We start from the raw sequence: 22089 nt of genomic DNA on the forward strand, positions 1-22089 counted from the left end.
AATCTGATAGATTTCCTGATACCGTTTTTTCTTCAGACGTTCTTCATGCACTGTTGATAAAGTAACTATTGTGAACATTCTCCTAATTGAAGACGACCTCGATCTCGGCAATGGCGTGCGTATTGCCCTTGAAGATCAAGGATTAGATGTTATATGGGTGCGCCGTAAAGTGGATGCGCTGCATCAACTCGATCTCTGCGTGCCAGAACTTGTATTGCTCGACCTCGGCCTGCCCGACGGTGATGGTATGAGCCTGATGGCGAGCCTGCGTCAGCGGCTCAAGGGAATCCCCGTTATCATCCTGACTGCCCGAGGTACTCTGCAAGATCGTCTGGCTGGGCTGGATGCTGGTGCAGACGACTATCTCGTCAAACCTTTCGTTCTCGCCGAGTTGTTGGCCAGAGTGAGGGCACTTGCGCGGCGCAGTTACGGTTTTCAGGATGAGGTGATAGAAATTCGAGGATTATCTCTCCATGTGCCGACTCGACGCGTGGCCGTGGGTACACGTAATGTCGATTTGACGGCGAGTGAATACGCGCTGCTTGAAACGTTAATGCTGCGCACTGACCGCGTGCTTACACGACGGTTTCTGGAAGAAAAGATATTCGGTGCAAAAGAAAACATGAGCAATCCTCTCGATGTGCACATGGGCAATTTGCGTCGCAAAATCGGCGAGGGCTATGTGCGAACGGTGAGAGGCGTAGGGTATGTCATTGATACCGTACCGATTCAGAAGGGGGCAGGTTGATGCGTAATTTTTGGCGCCACCTGAGAATCCCAACGCTCGTACGGAGAATTATTATCGCCCAAATGCTATTGCTTACGCTGCTTTGGTGTCTTTTTCTGACCTACGTTTTATGGGAGAACTTGCGCAGCCCCGCTATGCTATTGGGCAACAAGACTTACGAAACCATTCTTACATTGGTTGATCGTCTGGGGGATCGCCCGCAGGATCTAACCGATGTGCTGGAAAAGTTCAGCAAGGCGTTGCAGGAAGGTTATGGCGGAGGGGAAGATCCAGCACTGTCAATCAGCCTAATCGTTCGGAAGAATAAAGAGATAATTTATTCATCTGACGGCGCTCCGGCGGGGGTGAGAAACACCCGATATGGGAAAATTCAGAGCATTCAGCGTGATGGTCGCACCTGGACTAGCCGTACGCTAAAGTCCGCGAACTCCGACGCGGAGGTAACGCTGGTCACCCCTGCCGGGGGCTGGAACTTCTTTATATATCTGAACTCGCGTGGATACTACATATTGCCGCTGCTGGTCTGCATTCCTTTTCTTTTGTTTCCCGCGTGGCTGTCAATCCGCATTGCAATGCGCCCCTGGAACAAGGTGGTCAATGAAATTGCCTTACGCACTCCAGAAGATCTCTCTCCTTTAAAAGAAGTACCAAAGCACAGAGAGCTTAGCCAAATGGTGGACGCGACTAATATATTTCTTGCCAGGGTGCGAGAAAGTGCTGAAAGGGAACGGGTTTTCATTGCAGATGCTGCTCATGAGCTGCGTACCCCTCTGGCTGCGATGCGTATCAATGTTGAGGCTTTGCAGTCCTATATAAGCAGCGATAACCAACAGGCGTTGCTTGCGGGGATTATTCGCAGCAATAGCCGTGCTGCTCGTCTCGTCAATCAACTGCTGCTGCTGATGCACAGCGAAGCGCGCATTGATACGGTTATGGAGCCTGTGCCGCTGACGACGCTCATACAAGAGCGAATGGCCGTGTTGGCACCGCTAGCGGCTGGGCGCAGGATTGAACTTGAATTCTACTCCCATGATGAAGTTTGGGTTACCGGTGTTAGGGAACGCCTGATGTCGCTGATTGATAACGTCATTGAAAATGCAGTGAAGTACAGTCCTGAGGGCGGGCGGGTTGAGGTAGAGGTACGATCATTAGATCAATCCACGCAGTTACGTGTCTCAGATGCAGGGCCCGGTATTCCCGTTGAATTGAGGGAGCGCGTGTTCGATAGATTTTTTCGCGATCCCAATCAGACGCAAAGTGGGAGCGGGCTGGGACTGGCAATCGTCAAAGCGGTTGCGCAGCAACACAACAGCAACGTATACCTAAGTACGTCTGCAGAAGGCGGACTCATGGTAACGGTTGACTTTCCACACCACAATTCCGTCTGAAAGAAAACACAATGTTGTCCTTTTCCTTATTACTTGAGAAATCAGTCGCGCATTGCGGATCCAGCATTAGCGCCTCATCCGCTTCCGCCTGCAACGCCTGGATGAGATTAAGCCAAAGCGGCTTTCAGGCAATCCGGCAAAAAATGGTGACCGGATACTGAACAGTGCACCGTCATATGTGGTTGGCTAAGTAAGTCCAACACGAGCACTGGTGCAAAAAAGCGTGTTCAGTGACGAACCACCGAGCACCGGGCAGGTAGTCTGTATGGCAGGAGCAGACAGAATACCGTGCGTTTCTCCCTCTGGGCTGTAACGAACAACCCGACTGCCGCCCCATTCGGCGTTCCACAGATAACCCTGTGCATCAATGCAGGAACATCTAATGGTGTATCCGTTAAACAGATCGCCTACCAACTCGGCTTTTCCTGTCCTGCCGCGTTTTCTGCTGCATTTCGTTCAGTGATAGGGACAACCCCAAGCAAGTTCTAATCTGGCTTTGAGTGTTTCTACTTAATAGATTCACTCACTGGGGATGCAAATTTTCGCCCTTGCTCAGCGTTGCACTTAACCCTTTAAGGAACGATATGAACTTTTGCGGACGTTAACTTTCTCGCCAGTAAGTTTTTCAACAACCTCAATTGCGTCTGGATCGCCATGCCAGGCCATACAACTTAAACAATCGCCGCCACAATCAAGATTTAACGTTTCTGGTTCTTCGCTCATTGGCTGACCACAGGTCAGGCAATGGTTTATTTTCACTGGAGGTGATCTCATTTTGAGGTTTCAGATTAAATATGTTCTATGTTGTCTAACATACTACTGTAAGGTCCGTTCCTCACCCATAACTGCCTGATGGGAGAAAGGGCAGCTTTGTGCCATCAGCGGAAGTTGCTAAATACAATTTTCATTAATCAACGGTAGTAGTTCAGCGAACTTAATGATGCACCGCAGAGATTTTTGGTGATAGTTCCACCACTTTGATTTGTCGTACGCTATGATAAATCATTACATTTTTCTTAGGGAACATACATGGATATCACCATCTGCAAACCATACGAATATGATGATTTGGCTGATATTTTTATCGAAATGGAAACCTACTATAATCAAAAACTTTGCCTGTCCAGAAGTGACATGTCCGCTTATTTGAAGGATAAGGTCTTTGCAGCTAACTCCAGTACTGAAGTTCACAAAGTGGTTTGCAATGGCGTCATCGCTGCGTTTTCATGTGTTTCAGTGATGTACCCCTCACCACGTCTCAGTGGGCAAATGTTTATCAAAGAGCTTTTTGTTTCTGCGCCTTTCAGAAGGACCGGAATTGGCAGAAAGCTGATGGGTTTTATAGCAAGCCGTGCTAAAGAGAGAGGGTGCTTTCAACTTGATTGGTTATCGGTGGCAGCAGATCCGTTGGCACAGAAGTTTTATGAGTCTCTCGGTGCTCAGGTTATCAAAAGCGTTAACTACCATCGAGTTTTTGGTCAAACAATAGATGAACTTGCCCGTGGTGCCGACTGAAGTATTCAAGCAAATCTACTCCCCGTTGATAAACACACCATAATGATAGGTCCGCTCCTCGCCCAAAGCAAACAACCCCCAACGAGATCTTAAACCTGAGTCGTCGCTGAATAATACCGCTGAGCGGCCTATAAACCCCGGCGACTCAATTTCCCCAAGAAAACGTCGGGGCTTATCGTTATCGTATTGAGTGAGTCATGGAAAGCAGCTGCCTCCCTATAACCTCACTCAATGCGGTGCCACGTTCGAAAGGATATGAATCACCCGCACACCCGTGCAGAATCATCGATTACTGAGCGTTTTTCCTGTGTGGGATCTCATTGTTCATACTCCCATTTCGGAATCACGCAGCCTTTAGGGCCGGGGGCGGTTTGTTTTCCGTTCTCATCGAAACGGGTTTCACAGCCGGTGGTCAGTCTGCCGTCTTTCCAGACTCCGCTGCTTTTGACTTTGCCATCGGGGTAGTAACAGGCGCTTTCACCCTGGCGCAGCGCGCCCTGATAATCTTTGTACTCTTTGCCATCGACCACCAACGGCTTGAAACCCTGCGCGCGACTAATGCATTGCATCTGGCCGTTAGGGTAATAGCTGATTTGGGTGTAGCTGTCATCGGTGCCGATACGTGTTTCATCCTGACGCTGACCGTTCGCATACCAGGTATTATTGGTTTGCTGGCGGTTGAACAGATAATCGGCTTCGGTGAGCGGCGTGCCGTCAGGGTTGAAGGTTTGCTGTTTACCGCAGTAGCCACGACCGCTCATCGACAGAGGGCAGTAATTACGCTCGGTAATTTTGACGCCAGTGGCAGTGAATTCCTGCATCAGTCCGACTTCATAACCGCGGTCAAGGGTTGATATGGACTTCGGTTTTCCGTCAGGGAAATTATAGATATTCGGGCCGTCGAGTTCGCCATTGCGGTAGCCGCGATCGGCGCGCACAGTGGTGCCATCGTCATAATATTCGATTTCACGGCCTTCCAGTTTTCCCATGACATAGTCAGCCTGATAAACCATTTTTCCGGCAGCGTTGAACTTCTGGTACACACCGTGAGGAAGATTATCTTTATAATGAATGAGTTGTGTCAGACGACCTTGCTTATCACTCCAGCGCAGTTCTCCCTGCTTTACGCCAGCGATCAGTTCGACCTGCTGGATCTCGCCGTCAGCCGTCTTGAGTTTCCACATACCGTTAGCCACGCCTTTCACAAACGGGCCTTCGCCGTTTTCGGTGATCCACATGCCTTCAGGCTGGTCATCAACATAATCGCCCTTCGAGCGCAGCACGCCCGCCAGACGGCGCTCGCTGGGGCCATGACGCTGGCCATTGAGGTAAGTATCGAAGCCACTTAGCTCTGGTGTATTGCCATCCATGCCGTCGGCGATCTCCCAGCGGCCTTCACGTTCATCGTTTTTCATCAATCCCGTTGCCGTTTCTTGCCCATCGCTGATGGTCCACTGGCCTTGCTGTTGTCCCGCTATATAGCTACCTGAACTGGTGAAGTTCTCGCCGACGGTGGTCCATTTTCCGTCAGGAACGCCATGTAGGAAAAAACCTTTTACTAAGCCATATTGCGGCGAGTAATAGACATAAGGCCCATTCTCGCTGCCGCTGAATTTAGCCGGGTCAGCTTGCCAACTGATGGCTGTCGCGCGAAATCCGGGCGTTGCGCTGTCTTCCACGCGACGGAAGGTTACGGTAAGAAATAAACCGTCTTTTTCCGCGAAGGTTTTTTTATAGGCGTAGACGTTGTCTGCTGGCTGTTTCGCAGCATGAGAAGGCGTGCCATCGTCAAGATACCAGCCGACAACGTTGCCCTGAGTAAAGTCGATGTTATCGAAATCGTGATTATCGAACTTAGGGTACTGCGCGCTGTAGTCATAAGATGGAAGCTTGGCGAGGGCGCGTTTTATCGACGTTGCATTGAGATCCTTATTCTCGTGAACCAGCTTGTCCAGAACCGGCTGTAAACTCAGCACCGGAATATAGCTGCCGTCTTCAATGTAACGCCAACCGCGCAGGGCGAACTTGCCATGGCTTTTACTCAACACCAGCGTGATTTGACCCGCCTGGTCCACGTCGGCATAAAACACGGATTCAATGGTGGAATCGGGGAAGGTACCGAGCAGGTGAGGAAGGTGATCTGCACTGTTATCTTCTTCGCTACAGAAGCAATAATAGCCTTTGACTACCTGATTTTCCTGAATGAAAACCAGAAGGGCGCTGCTGTCGCGTGCGCCCGAAATGATCGGATGTGCCAGCGTTTTACCCACGTAAAAAGGGTGTGTGGTGTCATCTGGGGCGGCGATAGCCGTGCTGACCCCTATGACCATATTCAGTAATAGGATGCCAAACAGTAACTTTACGGCTTTCATTCCCTGACCTGCTCTTTTGAAAAAGTGGCGCTTAGGTTACATGAAATGTTTCTGACGGTTAATATTTCGTTGAATCAATTCGTTGTTGAACATGGCGCCTCAATCACTGCGCGTGCAGATACGCCTCATACCAGCGGCTGAGCTGGTCGGTTACCGGGCGGTGTTCGAGGTTAAACGGGCGACCGTCCAGCGCTTTTACCGGGGTGATGCCCGCCAGCGTGCCGGTGACAAAGGCTTCATCAGCGGTAAGGGCTTCTGCCAGCGTAAAATCCTGCGCCTTGACCTTCAGCCCATTGGCTTCTGCAAGGTTGATAATGGTCTGGCGGGTAATGCCGTTGAAGCAGTAGCGGCCCGACGACGTCCACAGTTCACCGCGGCGGACGATAAAAAAGTTGGTGGAGTTACAGCTGGCGACAAAACCATGCGGATCCAGCATCAGCGCCTCATCGGCACCGGCCTGCAACGCCTGTAGCAGCGCCTGGATGAGATTAAGCCGACTGTGCGAATTCAGCCGCAGATCGAAGACGTCTGGCGTACTGGTGCGATAGGTGGAGGTAAACAGCGTCAGCCCGCGCTTTTTCGCCGCCGTATCGACGACTTTATACTCCGCTACGCACACGATGGTGGCGCCGCCGATAATAAAGCGGGGATCCTGATTTGGCGTATGCTTTTTCCCTCGGGTAATCATCAGGCGAATATGCGCGCCATCGGTCATGCCGTTGATGGCGAGTGTTTTATGGAGAATATCAGTCAGTTCTTCCCGGCTATGGCCGATATCCAGTTGGATCGCGGCAGCGCCGTCAAACAGGCGATTGAGATGGGCGTCCAGCGCAATCAGGCGACCGTTAACCAGACGCAAGCCTTCCCATACGCCGTCGCCGCACACGTAGCCGGAATCAAAGATCGACACCACCGCGTTGTCGCGATGAACAAATTCCCCATTCACATATACCTGTACGTCGTTGTTACGCGGATCTTGCAAATAGGCCTGACTGCTTTGGCTGGATAAGGTGGGTTGCATCGTGCTGTTCCTGAATAATAAGTTAAAACGCTCGCTCGGCAAAGCGGGCGAGAAAGGCTTGGGTACGGGGTTGCTGCGGATTTTTGAGCACTTGCTCGGCGCTGCCCATTTCGTGGATCACGCCATTTTCGATAAAGATAACGCGGTCGGCGAAGTGATAGGCGAATCCCAGTTCATGGGTGACTAACAGCAGGGTACGGCCTTCCTCTGCAAGCGCGTGGATGGTGTGCAGCACTTCTCCCACCAGTTCTGGATCCAGTGACGATGTCGGTTCATCGAACAGCATGATCTCTGGTGACATCGCCAGCGCGCGGGCAATCGCGACGCGCTGCTGCTGACCGCCGGATAGGCTGCCGGGGCGCGCGTCTTGCTTGTTGCTCAGCCCGACCTTTTCCAACTGCGCTTTGGCGATGATATCCGCGTCATGTCGCGACATTTTCTTCACCGACACCAGTGCTTCACGCACGTTTTCCAGCACGGTCAGATGGGGAAACAGGTTGAATTGCTGAAACACCATGCCCACGCGTTCCCGCACGGCGCACAGTTGCTTTTCGGGATAATCACGCTGGCCTTGCGCATTGGTTTTTCCCAGTACCACGCCATCGAGTTCGATGGTGCCGGCGCTGGGGATCTCCATAAAATTCAGGCAGCGCAGCAGGGTGCTTTTTCCCGAGCCGCTGCCGCCGATGATGGCAATTTTTTCGCCACGGCGTACATCCAGATCGATCCCCTTTAAGACCTCAACGGCACCAAAGCGTTTCTGAAGCCCGCGAATGCGCAGGACGATATCGTCATTCAGCGCTTCATTTCCACTCAACGTACTATTTTCATTTAAAGTACGATTTTCATTTAAAGTCATAGTTTCACTCATAGCAATCCTGTGGCGCTGTCAGACTAGGGGGTTGAACGGAAACGACGTTCAAGTCGTGCGGCAAGGTAACTCCCCGGCCAGATCAAGATGAAATAGAGCAGCGCGACCACCGTCAGGATTTCCAGCGGACGATAATAGGTGCTGCTCAGCAGCCGCCCCTGATACATCAGTTCGTTGACGGCCAGTATGGAAGCCAGCGAGGTCACCTTGGCCAGTTCGATCATCCGATTGGTGAGCGCGGGCAGCATGTTGCGTAACACCTGTGGCAGAACCACGCGCCGCAGGATCACCGCCTGCCGCATGCCCAGCGCTTTTGCGCCTTCCCACTGCCCGTGGTCGATAGATTGCAGCCCCGCGCGGAAAATTTCCGTACAGTACGCCGCGCTATACAGCGTCAGAGCCAGCGCTGCGGCGGCAAAGGTGCTGAACTGTATGCCGACCAGAACCGGGAAAGCGTAATAAAACCAGATCAGTTGGATCAGGACGGGCGTATTACGGAAGATTTCGACAAAGACTCTGGCGGGCAGCGACAGCCAGCGTTTGCCAAATACGCGAAAAAGACCGAAAACCAGCCCTAGCACGGTTCCCAACACACCGGCCAGCAGCCAGAGTTCGAGTGTGACGCCGAGGCCTTTCAGCAGCACGGGAAGGTTGTCCCAGATCAGCGAGAAATCCCATTGATAGTGCATGATGTTCCTTACGCGAGCCGACGGTCTGCCAGCGACAGCCGTTTCTCAATATGTTGACTGAACAGGCTAATCAGCAGCAGCAGAGTGAAATACATCACCGCCACCAGACTGTAGACTTCCAGCGGCCGGTAGGTTTGGCTGTTGATCTGCATCGCCTGATAAAGCAGCTCGCTGTAGGCCAGAGAGGACGCCAGCGATGTCGATTTGATGAGTTCAAACGAGCGCTCAATAAAGGGCGGGATCATCCGGCGTAACGCCTGCGGCAGAATAACCCGCCGTAGCGCGGTCGATTTCGGCATACCCAATGCTTTGGCCCCTTCCCATTGCCCCGCGTGAATCGAGGAAATCGCACCACGGTAAACTTCGGCATAAAAGGCACCGGACTGTGCGGACAACGCGATCACGGCGGCGGTGAAAGGCGAAAACGTTAACGGCGTAATGACGGGCAGGGCGTAGTAAATCCAGAAGAAGTGCACCAGTGCGGGCGTATTACGATAAAAGCCAATCAGCATCGCGGCGGGCAGGCGCAAGAGCCGCCGGGGCGACATTTTCATGGCGGCAAGCACCATGCCAGCCAGCATCCCGATCAGGATGCTGGTGGCACCGATCTTTATCGTTCCCCATAGCCCCTCCAACAGCAACTGGTGGTAAGGCCAGATGGCGGAAAAATCCCACTGATAAGACATAAAATAGCGCCCCTGGAAACAACGTAATTAGGAAATGCATTTCTTATTTTGTTAGAACCGATGCATCTTAGCAGGTCGAAAAAATGATAAATAAATAATAAAACGTGGTGCTAATATTCCTTTTATTTATAAAAGAATGGCGGTATGCCGATGTTTCACGCTACTGAACTCCCTCCGACGTTGCGCCTCGCGACCTTTGCCCACCGATTGACGATTCAGGACATTCCCGCTGCGTTAAGAAGAAAAATCGCGCTGCATTTTATCGACAGTCTGGGCTGCGGCATTGCCGGTGCAGGTAGCCAGGTGGTGCAAGACTGCGCCCGCGTTGCTCGCCTGCACTATGCGGCAGGCAACAGCCCGGTATTGGACGGAGGCGCGCCGCTGGCGGCTATCGGCGCGGCGTTTTTGAATGCGGCGGCGATCAATGCGCTGGATTACGATGATGGCTATGAAGTTGCTGGTCGCGGTATGGGGCACCCCGGCGCTTCGCTGGTTGCCGCCGCATTGGCGGCAGTCGGTACGCGTCCGATCGACGGCAAAACGCTGATCTGCGCGCTGGCCGCCGCGTATGAAATCAATGGCCGGATCATTCAGTCTCAGCAACCGAGCCCGGCGCGTTTTCAGCAGGTCTATGGCGTGTGCCAGCATGAATCGATCGGGGCGGCGGTGGCTTACGGATTGCTCACAGGGTGTGACGCCACAGGGTTAGAAAACGCTATCGGTCTGGCGGCGTCGCTGACGCCGTTGCCCAGTTTGCACAAATACAACTGGCAGCAGCGGCCGCTGGTCTCTTTCAAGGATTACAACGCGCCCGCAGCGGAAGCCGGCGTCCGTGGGGTAGAGCTGCATCGCGGTGGGATTATCGGGCCAAGAGATGTGCTGTCCGGCGAGCAGGGATTCTGGCGCATGATGGGATCTGACCGCTTTGATGAAGCGGCATTGATTGCTGGCCTGGGAGAGGAGTGGGCGATCCAGCACGCCAGTTTCAAGGCCTATCCGGCCTGTCGCTGGATACATACCGCACTGGAATCTTTCGAGCGCGTACAGCATGAGTTGGCGCTGTCGCCGCAGGCTATTGAGCAGATTTGGGTCAAAGGAAGCCAGAGGCTGGCCTCTGATTTTATGGATGCACGGCCGCAGAATGCGACAGATGCGCAGTTCAGCCTGCCGTTTGCGCTGACGTGTCTGGCCTATCGCATTCCGCGCCATCGCTGGAGTGCGGACGACACCTTAACCAGCCCAGAACTTCTGGCGTTGGCCGATAAGGTTCACGTTGAGGTGTCTCCCGAACTCGACCAGTTGATGGCGCAGGCGCGTCGGCCGGTGTTGCAGGTTGATGTTGTCACGCGGGGAACGGTGGTGAGCGGTGAGCGCATTGCGTTTCCGCTGGGGTGCGCCGAACACCCGCTGGTGGAAAGCCGCATCATGGCGAAATTTGCGGAGAATCTCTCGTCCCGACTTGCCCCAGCAACGGTTGCGGAGGCAACGGCGGCGTTATCCGAACTGGAACAATGTCAGGATGTCGCCGCGCTGCTGACCCCGCTAATGCAGATGTCCTGAATCCGTTCAGGACTGTCGCGTTAACCGCGTTTGGTTTATTTCCAGTCTTCTTTAATGACCGATGGCACTTTGCTGACGTCAACGCCACGCAGTTTGAGCGCCTGCTCATAGTAGTGCTGCGTCTTACCGGACTTATACAGCTTGGCAAACTCGTCATTCAGGAAGTTATGGAAGGTCTGATCGGCTTCTTTACGGATTGCTCCGCTGGTGCTGACCTCAATAATCGGCTTCGGCAGAATCAGATTACCCTTGCCGACTTTAGCCTGCTGCAGTGCCAGCGCAGGGTGGAAATAGGACAGCGCATCGACCCGGCCAGCGTAGAACGCGGCCACGCCTTCATCCATATTCGGAAAACGTACCAGCTGCGCTTTTGGCAGACGTTTGGTCAGAATCAGGTCGGGGCTGGAGCCCAGCGTGACGCCGATTTTGACATCTTCCCGATTGAGATCGTCCCAGTTGGTGACGGCAATGCCATCGCGAATCAACACGCCTTGCGCATACCAGAAGAAGGGCTGCTCAGGAAAATCGACTGCTTTTTTCCGCTCTTCCGTTGGGTCGAGTACTAACATCGTATCGATCTGACCAGTCTGTAAGGCGGCGATGGCGTTGCCCCAGGTGGTTTCCACTGTCACCAGTTTTACCCCAAGATCGTTTGCCAGCTCTTTGCCGATGTTATAGCCGATGCCGTCCCATTCTCCGGTTGACGGATTTTTAAAATACCAGGGCTCGCCCTGTGCCACGCCGATGCGTAACTCACCGGTTTGTTTGATGTGTTGCCATGTCGAGGTTTGTGTATCGGCGGCCTGACTGAAAAAGGAGGCGCTAATCAGCGCGATCGCCATGAATACCTGGTGAAGTGAACGTTTCATTATAGTTACCTTGATGATTGAGTTTTAATCGAGGCGATATATTTCGCTCATGCAGAGTAGCGAAATACTTATAATGAAATTAGTTTTTTTCGTCTTATCTCATTCCAGATAAATATAAGTATGGCGCGGGAGAAAAATCGCGTTGGCGCGCGATGAGTCCCGCTACAGGGCGTGGCGTCTGGGGTTGTACCGTGTACCTCGTCATGTAGTCGATGAGTATTGCCACGGTTTGCCATGTTTTTCCCGGAGGGAAGGCATAGCAATAATTTCGCTATGCTTTTTAACTATTGGCAATTACTGATAATGCACCGTTCTTTTAGGTACCGTTCTTTTAGGTACTACGAGGCAGCGTCATTATGATGACAAGTCCGTCATTCTTGCCGTGTTCTGCATAAATAGTGCCGCCATGTGCAGTGATAATGGCTGACGCGATAGATAGCCCAAGTCCGCTGCCGCCGGAGTGTCGCCCGCGTGAATGCTCTGCCCGCCAGAAGCGGTCAAAAAGTAGGGGCAGCGATTCTGGCTCAATCCCCGGCCCGCGATCGGAAACGGTAATCTGCCAGCACGGCGCGTTTTCACGCAGCGTCGTTTCACGTACATCAATTGCCAGATAGCGGCCATCGCTGGCGTAACTTAATGCATTCTCAATCAAAATCGAGAACACCTGTCCTAACCGTTCGCGGTCAGCAAGGCAAAAGTCGCGTTGTTCAATATGCGTATGCGTCTGGAATCCGGCTTGTTCCAGCTGCGGCCGATACCAGGTCAATCGTTCGGTGATGAGCTCGTCGAAGTAGAAAGGGGTGTGGACCAGTTGCAGCTGTCCGGCTCTGGCGAGTGACAGGAAGTGCAGATCCTGAATGACGTGGTTGAGCTGTTCGAGCTGTTTGATGACCATTGTCAGCTGTGATTTATCTCGTGGGAAGACGTCATCAAGCATGCCCTGAACGCGGCCCATCGCCGCATTTAACGGCGTACGCAGTTCGTGAGCCAGCGCTGCGCTGGATTCACGCAGTTCCCGTTCGTAGCGCTCCAATTGTGCGGTCATGTTATTAAAGTCGTCTGCCAGCGTCACCAGCTCCATCGGCGCCTGTTCGACAAGCTGCGTGCGCGTATCAAATTTTCCCTGAGCGACGTCGCGTGCGGCGCTGGCAATATTGGAAAATTGCTGTGACAGCGGCCTAGCCCGCCACAAAACCACGACGACGACGGTGGGCAAGGCGATCAGAATCATGATCGCGAGCACCAGCCAGTCGGTGCTGGCAATGTTCGGTACAAAGAAATCCGGGCCGTAATACTGATTGATAATCTGCTGGTAGCGAGGGTTTCCGTAATCTTCCTGTTTGCTTAACAGCTGAAACTCAGCCCGCACTCCATCCGGCATCTGCTGTTCGACGTAGACATTGTTGACGGCGAAGCGCAGCCACATCAGGGCAGCGATGATGAGCAGGGTGGCGAGCAGCAGAGAAATAATACGGAAACACAGCCAGCGCCACAGCGACATTTTTTCTGACAGGAAGATCGATTTTTTCATCAGGTTCACCGGAAGCGATAACCAACGGAACGGACGGTGACGAGCACATTGATGATGCCGTGCTGGTTGAGCTTCTTCCTGAGATTGTGGACGTGAGTGTCCACCACACGTTCCAGCGCGTCGCTTTCCGGCAGGCTGGCTTCCAGTAATTCGCCCCGTGTAAAGGCGCGGTTTGGCGCTTTGAGCAGCGTCACCAGAATATTGAATTCAGTGGGGGTAAGGTCGAGAACCACGGATTCGGATGGCGATAGCGCAATGCTTGCCGTCACGGAGGTCGGGTCAACGGATAAACTTTCGAATGTCAGGATCGCCTCTTCCCGAATGGCGTAACCGGTGCGTCGCAACACGGCCTGTACGCGCGCCACCACTTCCTGCGGGTTGTAAGGCTTGACGACATAATCATCCGCACCGTAGCGCAGTGCGCCAATCCTTTCCGGTTCGTCGCCGATGGCGGTGACCATAATCACCGGAATATTACTGCGCTGCCGCAGGGCGGACAGCACCTCAGAGCCGTTCATCTTCGGCAACATCACGTCCAGCAAAATCAAATCGGGTTTACTGGTCAGCGCCATGTGCAGACCTTTTTGTCCATCAGACGCGATAGAAACTTGATAGCCATCGCGTCGCAGATAAGCTTCGAGCACGCTGGCGGCGTCCATGTCGTCTTCAATAATTAACACCCGTTTTTCTGCCATTACGACCTCTTGATGAAATCTTAAAAAACCACAAAGCGTTTCTTGACTAAGCATCAGCATAATTCGCCACGGTGCCGAAAAGCCAACACCAATTAGCTTGCACCCGCCGGGGAAACACCACGGTGCAAGATTATCGCGTTAAAGAGGGGATGTATGAACATAACAACAATGATTTTATCCACCAGCCTGTCCGCTATCGTGCTATCTGGCACTGCATTTGCCGCGGAGTCGGAAGCATCGTCGCCCTCGCTCTTGGGCGATCGCACGGATGTGACCGTGGGCGTCGCCGCCCAAAATGCGCCACGCTATCAGGGAAGTAAAGCTCGTCAGACCACCGCGCTGCCTGTGCTGACCATTCAGCGCGGCCCCCTCTATTTCGATTCCACGCGCGGCATCGGCTGGCAATACCAATCGCCTTCCGGTTTTTATCTGGATCACGCGATTGGCTACGACATGGGAAGGGATGACAAAAACAGCCAATGGCGCGCAGGCTCAAACCGACTGAAAGGCATGGGCAAGGTGAAAGGATCGGTCACCACCACCGTAACGGCGGGGTATCAGTTTGCACCGTGGCTGGCGCTGGAAGCGAGCGGCGAATTTGCGCTGAGTGAGACAAAAAGGGGAAACCAGTACCGCGTTGGAGCAAAGAGCACGGTATGGCAGTCTGCGGCAAAAGACGATGTGCTGGCGCTGTCAGCGGACGTGCTGATGGGGGATGCCCGCTTTAACCAAACCTACTACGGCGTGACGTCGCAGCAGAGTCAGCGCTCTGGATTGGCAGCGTACCATGTTGGAAAAGGCGTTTACGGCTATGCGCTGGGGGCGAATTGGACGCATCAATTTAGCCCCGCCTGGTCAACGAACGTCGGGGTGACCTCAACCTGGCTCACTGACAAGGTTGCCGATAGTCAGGTGGTGGAACGACGGAATGATACCAGCGCCACGCTGGCCGTTCTGTATTCGTTCTGATGTTATCTGATGAGTAAGAGGATGCGATGATGGTCAGCCGTTTTGCCTGCTGTCTGCTGTCAGCTCTGCTGCTTAGCGGCTGCGACAGCACCGATGATTTACCTGCATCACCGCCCGTCAGGCCGGTGAAAACGCTGGTGGTTATGCCTGCGATGAACCGGGAACCCGTGACGTTAACGGGGGAAGTTCGCCCACATGAAGAAACGGCGTTAGGTTTCCGGCTGGATGGCCGCATCCTTAATCGTCTGGTGGATGTGGGGGCGTCGGTGAAGCGGGGCGATGTGATTGCGACGCTCGATGCGCGCGACAGTGAAAATCAGCTGCGCAGCGCGCAGGCGGATTTAGCCAGCGCCATCTCGGCGGAACGGCTGGCGAAAAGCAACTTTTCGCGCATGAAGGCGCTGGCACCGGGCGGGGCGATTGCGCGGGTACAGCTTGATGAAGCGCAGGCAAACTGGGACGCAGCGGCTTCCCGTCGTGAAAGCGCGCAGGCAACGGTGAAAGGTGCGCAGGAACGTTTCGGCTATACGCAACTCACGGCCGCGCAGGACGGCGTCATCACGACGGTTAGCGCAAACCCCGGTCAGGTAGTGAGCGCCGGACAAGAGGTGGTGAAGCTGGCCTCTCTGGGCGGGCGCGATGCGGTGTTTGATGTGCCGGAGCGACTAGTCAATCAGTCACTTGCCTCGCGCGTTATCCGCGTTTCGCTGCTGTCTGAGCCGAACGTTCAGGCTGAGGGACGCGTGCGGGATATCAGTCCGCAAGCCGATCCCGTTACGCGTACTTTTAGAGTGAGAGTCACGTTAACCTCGCCGCCTGCTACGATGGTATTGGGTGCCAGCGTGAATGGTGCGATACAGCAGTCCGATACTGCCGTCATTGAACTGCCTGCGTCTGCGCTCACCCGGCAGGGCGATCAACCGGCTGTCTATGTCGTGAATTCTGCGACTCAGACGGTACGTTTGCAGCCAGTGACCGTTGCCCGCTATAGCGACACGGCGATCTTCCTGTCCGCAGGACTGGAACAAGGCGACCGCGTGGTAACCGCTGGCGTCAGCAAGCTACGGCCGGATGAGAAAATTCGGCTGGATGAAGAGGGGCGTCGCTAATGGCACAAGAACCGCAATCGACCGCACGTTTTAACCTGTCCGCCTGGGCATTAGCGAATCAGCAACTGGTCGCCTTTATGATGCTGGTCATTATGGCGGCAGGCGTGATGAGTTATCAACGTTTGCCCCGCAACGAAGATCCGGCGTTTACCATCAAGTCCGCGGTGGTGTCTGCCGCCTGGCCGGGCGCGACGGTGGGCGATACGGTCAATTTCGTCACCGATAAGCTGGAGAAAAAATTACAGGAAACGCCGTACCTCGATTATGTCGAGAGCTACACCCGAGCCGGGGAGTCGGTTGTTTTCGTTAACCTGCGTGATGATACGCCGCCGTCTGCCGTGCCGAATATCTGGTATACGGTGCGTAAGAAAATGACGGATATTTCCAGTTCGCTCCCTGATGGCGTCAGCCCACCTGCCGTTAATGACGAGTTTGATGACACGTTCGGTACGATTTATGGCTTCACCGCCGACGGTTTTTCGCCGCGAGAGCTGCGCGATCGCGTCGAGGATATTCGCTCGGTGTTATTGAGTGTGCCGGATGTGGGTAAGGTCGACATGCTGGGGGTGGAAGAAGAACAGATTGTGGTGACGTTTTCTCCCCGACGACTGGCTGGATTAGGGATTGATGCGCAGCAGGTTATCGATTCACTGAAAGCGCAGAATGCGGTCACGCCCGCCGGTATTATTCGCACCGACGATGAGAAGATCGCCGTGCGCGTCAGCGGCGCGTTTACCTCCGAGCAGAGCCTGCGTCAGATTACGTTACGCATCGGCGGAAAATTTGTCCCGCTGGTCGATATCGCCACGATTAACCGTGAAACGGCCGAGCCGCCGTCGCCGACGTTTCGGGTTAATGGCGAGAAGGCCATTGGGCTGGCGATCTCAATGGCGCCCACTGGCAACATGCTGCATTTCGGTCAGGCGATTCGCGAAAAAATGAATACGCTCTCTGCGCAACTGCCGCATGGGATTGAGATGACACGCGTGGCCGATCAGGCCGAGGTGGTGAAGGGGGCCGTCGGTGGTTTTGTGAAAGTGCTGCTGGAAGCCATTGCCATTGTTCTGGCGGTGTCGTTTGTGTCGCTCGGCAGCCGCGCGGGACTAGTGGTGGCCGCCTCTATCCCGATTGTGCTGGCAATGACCTTCATCGGTATGGAAATCACCGGTATCGGGCTACAGCGCATTTCGCTGGGGGCGCTGATTATCGCGCTGGGGCTGCTGGTGGATGATGCCATGATTACGGTGGAAGCGATGGTGTCACGGCTGGAGCAGGGCTGGGATCGCAAACGCGCGGCGGCCTGGGCCTATGAAAGCACGGCATTTCCGATGCTGACGGGGACGCTGGTGATGATCGCTGGGTTTATTCCAGTAGGTTTTGCCGCATCCAGCGCGGGGGAATACTGCTTTTCGCTCTTTGTCGTGGTTCTGATTTCGTTGCTGAGCTCCTGGATTGTCGCGATTCTCTTTTCGCCGTTGCTCGGTGTCTGGCTGTTGCCAAAAACGTTTAGCCACCATCACGACGAGCCGGGGCGATTAGGGCGACTGTATCGCCAGTGGCTCCAGCACGCGTTGGCGCACCGGGGAATGACGCTGGCTATTACTCTCATTCTTCTGGTCATTTCGCTGTTTGGTGCCACCCGACTGGAGGGCGAGTTTTTTCCTGCATCTGACAGGCCGGAGCTGCTGGTCAGCCTGACGCTACCGGCAAATGCCTCACAGGCGGCGACGGAAACGCAGGCGAAACGGCTGGAAGCCGTGCTGAAAAACGATCCCGATGTTGACCATTTTTCCACGTATGTCGGATCGGGCGCGGTGCGTTTTTATCTCCCGATGGATGTCTTGCTGAGCCACGAAAATATCGCGCAACTGGTGGTGGTAGCAAAAAATCTGGACGCGAGGGATGCGCTGGCGGCCCGGTTGAATCAGGTGCTGGAGCGGGATTTTAGTTCCATCGTCGCTCGGGTATCGGCACTGGAGCTGGGGCCGCCGGTGGGCTGGCCGCTTAAATATCGGGTGGCGGGGCCGGACAGTCAACGTGTCCGCGACATCGCGCAGGGGCTTGCCAGTCTGGTAGGGAAGCAAGCCGACGTTCGTGAGGTGAATCTGACGGCGGGTGAACCTGAACGCACCGTGAACGTGGTGCTGAATCAGACGGAAGCGCGCGCCGTGGGTATCAGTTCGCAGGATGTGGCGAGTATGCTGGCGGCGATATTTTCCGGTTCAACGCTGACGTCGGTGCGTGATGGCAATCGGCTGGTGGATGTGGTCGTTCGCGGCACGCCGCAGGAGCGCAGAGACGTCGCGACGATCGCCAATCTGCAAATCCCGATTGCGGATGGACGTTCCGTACCGCTGGGACAGATTGCGACCGTTACGTATGGCGTTGAGGATCCGATTATCTGGCGTCGTCAGCGCGAACCGTTTATTACGGTGCAAATGGACATGGCGCCGGGCGTGCGGGCACCTGCGCTGTCTGAAAAACTGGCACCTGACGTTGAACGCTATCGCGCCTCGTTACCTGCGGGTTACCACATCACGGAAGGCGGCGTTGCGGCGGAGTCCGACAAGGGTAATGGTTCCGTGTATGCGGTGCTGCCAGTGACGCTGCTAGTGATGCTGGTGTTATTGATAATTCAACTGAAGCGGATTTCCCGTATGGTGCTGGCGTTCCTTACCGCGCCGTTTGGCCTGATTGGTATCGTTGCGGCCATGCTGCCGACGGGTACACCGATGGGGTTCGTGGCTTTGCTGGGGGCGATTGCGCTGGCAGGGATGATCATTCGTAATGCGGTGATTCTGATTGGTGAGGTCGATCTGAACGTGAAAAACGGACAGCCTGTGGTGGAGGCGATCGTGAATGCGGCCAGTCACCGTTCACGCCCGATTATACTGACGGCACTGGCGGCGATTCTCGGCATGATCCCGATTGCACATCAGGTATTTTGGGGGCCGATGGCCTACGCGATTATCGGCGGATTGATGGTCGCGACGCTGCTGACATTGCTTGCTCTGCCTGCGGCGCTGAGTCTGCTGATGCAGTGGGAAGGACGGAAAATGGCAAATCAGACACCGCCCTAAGAGCAACACGGCAGGTCGTGGCGCGATATCTGGTCGCCACGACCTGCCGAAACACGGTTATTGATCGACGACGGAACCGTCGACGTGCAGTCGGGTTTTCAGGCCGCGACGGCGATAAGGGAAGCGGTTCTCCAGATCGTCCGCCAGCTCGATACCGATGCCGGACTGTGTCGGAATCTCCATAAACCCATCCACGCATTTGAAGGTGTTCTTCACCACGTCTTTTTTCCGCACGCCGTTCTCTACGCCGGTCGCCCCAAATTTTTCCGACAGTGCCGGCTGGTCATCTCCCGGATATTCCAGCAGCGCGAAGTTGGGAATGCTGACGGCGATCTGCAAACAGGCGGCAGTAGACACTGGGCTGAGCGGGTTGTGTGGCACCACCATTAAATCGTTGGCTTCTGCCAGCGCGGCCACTTTTTTCGCACCGGTAATCCCACCGCACATGCAGACATCAGGGCGTACATAGGCGACCGCGTTGCGGCGAATCAGCATCGCGAACTCCTGTGGATTATTCAGGCGTTCACCGGTGGCGATAGGAATATTGATTTTGTCGGCCACTTCAGCCATAGAATCGAAGTTATCCGCGCCGATAGGATCTTCAATGAAATAGGGATAAAACGGCTCAATGCCGCGTGCGAACACCACAGCATCGGCGGGTTTCAGACGGCGGTGAACTTCGATACACAGGTCGACATCGTTACCGACCGCTTCCCGATAAAGGCCGATGCGCTCGATGGCTTCGCCGATCTCTTTGGCGTGAGTAGTGAAGTAGGGCGCGTCGCGCGACTCATCCAGAAAAGGCGTCAGATGACCAATCGCGGTAAAGCCGTCAGCTTTGGCCTGTTTCAGGTTGGCGATGGTTTCTTCTGTAGTGCGACCACCCGCATGGGCATAAACGCGCGCCTTGTCGCGGCAGCGCCCGCCCAGCAGGTTATAAACTGGCGTATCGTAATATTTGCCTGCGATATCCCACAGGGCGATATCGATGGCGCTGATCGCACCCATGATGGCGGCGCCGCGGAAATGCCAGCAGCGGTACATATATTGCCAATGGTGCTCGATACGCAACGGATCCTGCCCAATCAGATACGTGCGCAATGCCTCGACGGCACCTTTTGAGGCATCAAGAAAGCCCCAGGCACCGGATTCGCCAATACCCGTTAGCCCTTCGTCGGTGGTGACCTCAACAAACATATATCGATTCGCGAGAATCACGCGCACGTCGGTAATTTTCATCAACCCTTTCCTTAAGTTAGCCTGCTTATCATTGAGTCTAATCACAGAGGTGTGCGGGTTGTCAACGCTGGCGTCCGAGACAGTAGCCGTCTTCGAACGCCGGATGACTTAGAGATGCCCGGACAGGCGCTGGTGAATTTTGGTGCTATGGGTATCTAACCCGACGATCGCGACTTTCGCATCGTAGCGATGATAGCGGGTCTCGATTGCGTCGAGCGCCGCCACGCTGGAGGCATCCCAGATTTGAGCGTGCGTCAGATCGATGGTGACATTCTGCGGGTCCTGCGCATAGAGAAAGTGCTCGAAGAGATCGTTGCTGCTGCCGAAGAAGAGCGGCCCACGTACCGTGTAATGTACCGACTGGCCGTCTTCGCTCACCTGACGCTCCGCATGAATGACGTGCGCCACGCGGCGTGCAAACAGCAGGATGGCAAAGATCACGCCGCCTGCCACGCCGATAGCGAGGTTGCCCGTCGAGACGGTCGCAATAACTGTCACGATAACCACCAGCGTTTCCGACAGCGGCATACGTTTCAGCGTCGCGGGGTGCAGGCTATGCCAGTTCATGGTTTTCAGCGCGACGATCATCATAATGCCCGCCAGTACCACCATCGGAATCTTCGCCATGATTTCGCTCAGCCCGGTCACCAGCAGCAACAGCACCAGCGCGGCGGCGAGGGTGGAAATGCGCGTGCGCGCTTTGCCTAACTCCACGTTGACCACGGTCTGCCCGATCATCGCACACCCGGCAATGCCGCCATAAAATCCAGCGAAGATATTGGAAACGCCCAGTCCCCAGCACTCACGGCGCTTGCTGGACGGGGTATCCGTGATGTCGTCGACCAGTTTGGCGGTTAACAGTGACTCCATCAGCCCGACAAAGGCGATACTCAGCGCGGTTGGCCAGATGATGTGCAGTGTTTCAAGATTGAACGGCACCAGCCACTGGGTGAAACTCGGTAATCCGGGCTGCATCGGGCCAGCATCGCCGACGTTAGGCACCGTGATGCCGGTAAAAATCGCAATCGCGGTCACCGACACAATGGCAACCAGCGGCGCGGGGATACTTTTCACCACATAAGGCAGCAGCAGAACAATCGCGAGCGTCAGCGCAAACAGCAGCCAGACAAGCGAGGATTGTCCGTAAACATGCGGCACCTGCGCGGCAAAAATCAGGATGCCCAGCGCATTGACGAAGCCGATCATCACCGAACGGGGAATATAGCGCATCATCCTCGCCAACCCGGCCAGCCCAAAAAGAATCTGAATGATGCCTGCCATGATCACCGCAGGCAGGATATAGGCTACGCCATGTGCGTGAACCAGCGGACCGATAACCAGCGCCACGGCACCCGCCGCCGCTGTCACCATCGCCGGTCGGCCGCCGAGAAAGGACATGGTGAAACACAGCACGATGGAGGCGAACAGGCTGACTTTGGGATCAACACCCGCGATGATGGAAAAGGAAATCACCTCTGGGATAAGCGCCAGCGCGGTGATGGTGCCCGCCAAGACCTCGCGCATTAGCAGCGAGGGCGAGCGTAATACAGCAAGCGTTGACGTCGCAGAGGGCGCTGGCGTCGGCGTTGCGTCGGGTGATGAGATCATATATGCAGGCTTAATTTTTATGTCATAACAAAAGGCGGGAGAGGATAAATTATCGGCAGGATAAAAGATACTGTCCTTCATCGGCGGGCAGGGAAAAGCCCGCGGAGAAATGAAGGGGCGGATATCCTTGCCGCGATAT

19 protein-coding genes and 1 pseudogene are annotated in these 22089 nt (G+C 54.7%); 8 read left to right on the forward strand and 12 right to left on the reverse strand.

Annotation, left to right across the window (positions count from 1 at the left end; genetic code table 11):
• Window positions 1-70: 70 nt before the first annotated feature.
• Together WCT94_RS04945 and WCT94_RS04950 are read left to right on the forward strand one after the other, a co-directional pair.
• A complete protein-coding gene (locus tag WCT94_RS04945) occupies window positions 71-748 on the forward strand; it encodes a response regulator transcription factor (protein WP_336868284.1) in 678 nt (225 codons plus the stop codon).
• Window positions 748-2136, forward strand: coding sequence for a sensor histidine kinase (locus WCT94_RS04950; protein WP_336868285.1), 1389 nt, complete (start codon window positions 748-750; stop codon window positions 2134-2136). Before WCT94_RS04945 ends, WCT94_RS04950 begins: the two co-directional genes overlap by 1 nt.
• 186 nt (window positions 2137-2322) lie before the next feature.
• Here the strand turns inward: WCT94_RS04950 and WCT94_RS04955 are convergent, their stop codons facing one another.
• Window positions 2323-2550: an SMP-30/gluconolactonase/LRE family protein gene (locus WCT94_RS04955; RefSeq protein ID WP_336868287.1), complete on the reverse strand. Its 228-nt coding sequence runs from the start codon at window positions 2548-2550 to the stop codon at window positions 2323-2325.
• Here WCT94_RS04955 and WCT94_RS04960 point away from each other — a divergent pair.
• Window positions 2515-2625, forward strand: a pseudogene (locus WCT94_RS04960) (helix-turn-helix domain-containing protein); the annotation flags it as partial. The gene WCT94_RS04955 and the pseudogene WCT94_RS04960 overlap by 36 nt on opposite strands.
• Before the next feature lie 75 nt (window positions 2626-2700).
• Here the strand turns inward: WCT94_RS04960 and WCT94_RS04965 are convergent.
• Window positions 2701-2859 carry a hypothetical protein gene (locus WCT94_RS04965; RefSeq protein ID WP_164671843.1) on the reverse strand — a complete coding sequence of 53 codons (159 nt, stop codon included), beginning with the start codon at window positions 2857-2859 and terminating at the stop codon, window positions 2701-2703.
• Window positions 2860-3165: 306 nt separating this feature from the next.
• Between WCT94_RS04965 and WCT94_RS04970 the strand changes: the two genes are divergently transcribed.
• Entirely contained in the window at window positions 3166-3651 is a 486-nt protein-coding gene (locus WCT94_RS04970) for a GNAT family N-acetyltransferase (protein WP_336868288.1), read from the forward strand.
• 317 nt (window positions 3652-3968) lie between these two features.
• Here the strand turns inward: WCT94_RS04970 and WCT94_RS04975 are convergent, their stop codons facing one another.
• The 5 genes from WCT94_RS04975 to WCT94_RS04995 all read right to left on the reverse strand — a co-directional run bounded on the left by WCT94_RS04975 (window position 3969) and on the right by WCT94_RS04995 (window position 9290).
• Entirely contained in the window at window positions 3969-6023 is a 2055-nt protein-coding gene (locus tag WCT94_RS04975) for a hypothetical protein (protein WP_336868289.1), read from the reverse strand.
• Window positions 6024-6126: 103 nt separating this feature from the next.
• Window positions 6127-7044: an aminotransferase class IV gene (locus tag WCT94_RS04980; RefSeq protein WP_336868291.1), complete on the reverse strand. Its 918-nt coding sequence runs from the start codon at window positions 7042-7044 to the stop codon at window positions 6127-6129.
• Between the two features lie 22 nt (window positions 7045-7066).
• Window positions 7067-7903: an amino acid ABC transporter ATP-binding protein gene (locus tag WCT94_RS04985; protein ID WP_442955474.1), complete on the reverse strand. Its 837-nt coding sequence runs from the start codon at window positions 7901-7903 to the stop codon at window positions 7067-7069.
• A gap of 35 nt (window positions 7904-7938) precedes the next feature.
• Window positions 7939-8604 (reverse strand): amino acid ABC transporter permease, encoded by a 666-nt coding sequence (locus WCT94_RS04990; protein WP_336868294.1) that lies wholly within the window; start codon window positions 8602-8604, stop codon window positions 7939-7941.
• An 8-nt stretch (window positions 8605-8612) separates the two neighbouring features.
• Complete coding sequence (locus tag WCT94_RS04995) at window positions 8613-9290, reverse strand: amino acid ABC transporter permease (RefSeq protein ID WP_268579649.1); 678 nt, start codon at window positions 9288-9290, stop codon at window positions 8613-8615.
• Between the two features lie 150 nt (window positions 9291-9440).
• On the opposite strand from WCT94_RS04995, the gene WCT94_RS05000 reads away from it, so the two are divergent.
• Entirely contained in the window at window positions 9441-10850 is a 1410-nt protein-coding gene (locus WCT94_RS05000) for an MmgE/PrpD family protein (RefSeq protein WP_336868482.1), read from the forward strand.
• A 35-nt stretch (window positions 10851-10885) separates the two neighbouring features.
• Here the strand turns inward: WCT94_RS05000 and WCT94_RS05005 are convergent, their stop codons facing one another.
• The 3 genes from WCT94_RS05005 to WCT94_RS05015 form a co-directional block, all read right to left on the reverse strand.
• Window positions 10886-11719, reverse strand: coding sequence for a transporter substrate-binding domain-containing protein (locus WCT94_RS05005; protein ID WP_277518025.1), 834 nt, complete (start codon window positions 11717-11719; stop codon window positions 10886-10888).
• Window positions 11720-12050: 331 nt separating this feature from the next.
• A complete protein-coding gene (locus WCT94_RS05010) occupies window positions 12051-13250 on the reverse strand; it encodes a sensor histidine kinase (RefSeq protein WP_336868298.1) in 1200 nt (399 codons plus the stop codon).
• 5 nt (window positions 13251-13255) lie between these two features.
• Complete coding sequence (locus WCT94_RS05015; RefSeq protein ID WP_336868300.1) at window positions 13256-13945, reverse strand: response regulator transcription factor; 690 nt, start codon at window positions 13943-13945, stop codon at window positions 13256-13258.
• A 153-nt stretch (window positions 13946-14098) separates the two neighbouring features.
• On the opposite strand from WCT94_RS05015, the gene WCT94_RS05020 reads away from it, so the two are divergent.
• From WCT94_RS05020 to WCT94_RS05030, 3 genes are read left to right on the forward strand one after another with little or no spacing between them, the layout of a single operon-like run.
• Window positions 14099-14914 (forward strand): MipA/OmpV family protein, encoded by an 816-nt coding sequence (locus WCT94_RS05020; RefSeq protein ID WP_336868302.1) that lies wholly within the window; start codon window positions 14099-14101, stop codon window positions 14912-14914.
• 26 nt (window positions 14915-14940) lie between these two features.
• Window positions 14941-16023, forward strand: a complete 1083-nt coding sequence (locus WCT94_RS05025; RefSeq protein ID WP_336868304.1) for an efflux RND transporter periplasmic adaptor subunit — start codon at window positions 14941-14943, stop codon at window positions 16021-16023.
• The gene (locus tag WCT94_RS05030; RefSeq protein WP_336868306.1) at window positions 16023-19103 is read left to right on the forward strand and encodes an efflux RND transporter permease subunit; all 3081 of its coding nucleotides are present in this window, start codon (window positions 16023-16025) and stop codon (window positions 19101-19103) included. The genes WCT94_RS05025 and WCT94_RS05030 overlap by 1 nt, the downstream gene beginning before the upstream one ends.
• Window positions 19104-19160: 57 nt before the next feature.
• On the opposite strand, the gene WCT94_RS05035 is transcribed toward WCT94_RS05030, so the two are convergent.
• A complete protein-coding gene (locus tag WCT94_RS05035; protein ID WP_015840886.1) occupies window positions 19161-20342 on the reverse strand; it encodes a mandelate racemase/muconate lactonizing enzyme family protein in 1182 nt (393 codons plus the stop codon).
• Window positions 20343-20450: 108 nt separating this feature from the next.
• Complete coding sequence (locus WCT94_RS05040) at window positions 20451-21950, reverse strand: SulP family inorganic anion transporter (RefSeq protein ID WP_336868308.1); 1500 nt, start codon at window positions 21948-21950, stop codon at window positions 20451-20453.
• Window positions 21951-22089: the final 139 nt, after the last annotated feature.

This window comes from Pectobacterium sp. 1950-15, from assembly GCF_037136835.1.
Classification (GTDB): domain Bacteria; phylum Pseudomonadota; class Gammaproteobacteria; order Enterobacterales; family Enterobacteriaceae; genus Pectobacterium.

What these genes read in the sequence shown, in the direction of transcription:
- WCT94_RS04980 (WP_336868291.1), bottom strand. Translation starts at nt 7,044, where the DNA reads ATGCAACCCACCTTATCCAGCCAAAGCAGTCAGGCCTATTTGCAAGAT.
- WCT94_RS04970 (WP_336868288.1), top strand. Translation starts at nt 3,166, where the DNA reads ATGGATATCACCATCTGCAAACCATACGAATATGATGATTTGGCTGAT.
- WCT94_RS05040 (WP_336868308.1), bottom strand. Translation starts at nt 21,950, where the DNA reads ATGATCTCATCACCCGACGCAACGCCGACGCCAGCGCCCTCTGCGACG.
- WCT94_RS05030 (WP_336868306.1), top strand. Translation starts at nt 16,023, where the DNA reads ATGGCACAAGAACCGCAATCGACCGCACGTTTTAACCTGTCCGCCTGG.
- WCT94_RS04965 (WP_164671843.1), bottom strand. Translation starts at nt 2,859, where the DNA reads ATGAGCGAAGAACCAGAAACGTTAAATCTTGATTGTGGCGGCGATTGT.
- WCT94_RS05035 (WP_015840886.1), bottom strand. Translation starts at nt 20,342, where the DNA reads ATGAAAATTACCGACGTGCGCGTGATTCTCGCGAATCGATATATGTTT.
- WCT94_RS05005 (WP_277518025.1), bottom strand. Translation starts at nt 11,719, where the DNA reads ATGAAACGTTCACTTCACCAGGTATTCATGGCGATCGCGCTGATTAGC.
- WCT94_RS04975 (WP_336868289.1), bottom strand. Translation starts at nt 6,023, where the DNA reads ATGAAAGCCGTAAAGTTACTGTTTGGCATCCTATTACTGAATATGGTC.
- WCT94_RS04985 (WP_442955474.1), bottom strand. Translation starts at nt 7,903, where the DNA reads ATGACTTTAAATGAAAATCGTACTTTAAATGAAAATAGTACGTTGAGT.
- WCT94_RS04950 (WP_336868285.1), top strand. Translation starts at nt 748, where the DNA reads ATGCGTAATTTTTGGCGCCACCTGAGAATCCCAACGCTCGTACGGAGA.
- WCT94_RS04995 (WP_268579649.1), bottom strand. Translation starts at nt 9,290, where the DNA reads ATGTCTTATCAGTGGGATTTTTCCGCCATCTGGCCTTACCACCAGTTG.
- WCT94_RS04990 (WP_336868294.1), bottom strand. Translation starts at nt 8,604, where the DNA reads ATGCACTATCAATGGGATTTCTCGCTGATCTGGGACAACCTTCCCGTG.
- WCT94_RS05025 (WP_336868304.1), top strand. Translation starts at nt 14,941, where the DNA reads ATGATGGTCAGCCGTTTTGCCTGCTGTCTGCTGTCAGCTCTGCTGCTT.
- WCT94_RS05010 (WP_336868298.1), bottom strand. Translation starts at nt 13,250, where the DNA reads ATGAAAAAATCGATCTTCCTGTCAGAAAAAATGTCGCTGTGGCGCTGG.
- WCT94_RS05015 (WP_336868300.1), bottom strand. Translation starts at nt 13,945, where the DNA reads ATGGCAGAAAAACGGGTGTTAATTATTGAAGACGACATGGACGCCGCC.
- WCT94_RS05000 (WP_336868482.1), top strand. Translation starts at nt 9,441, where the DNA reads ATGTTTCACGCTACTGAACTCCCTCCGACGTTGCGCCTCGCGACCTTT.
- WCT94_RS05020 (WP_336868302.1), top strand. Translation starts at nt 14,099, where the DNA reads ATGAACATAACAACAATGATTTTATCCACCAGCCTGTCCGCTATCGTG.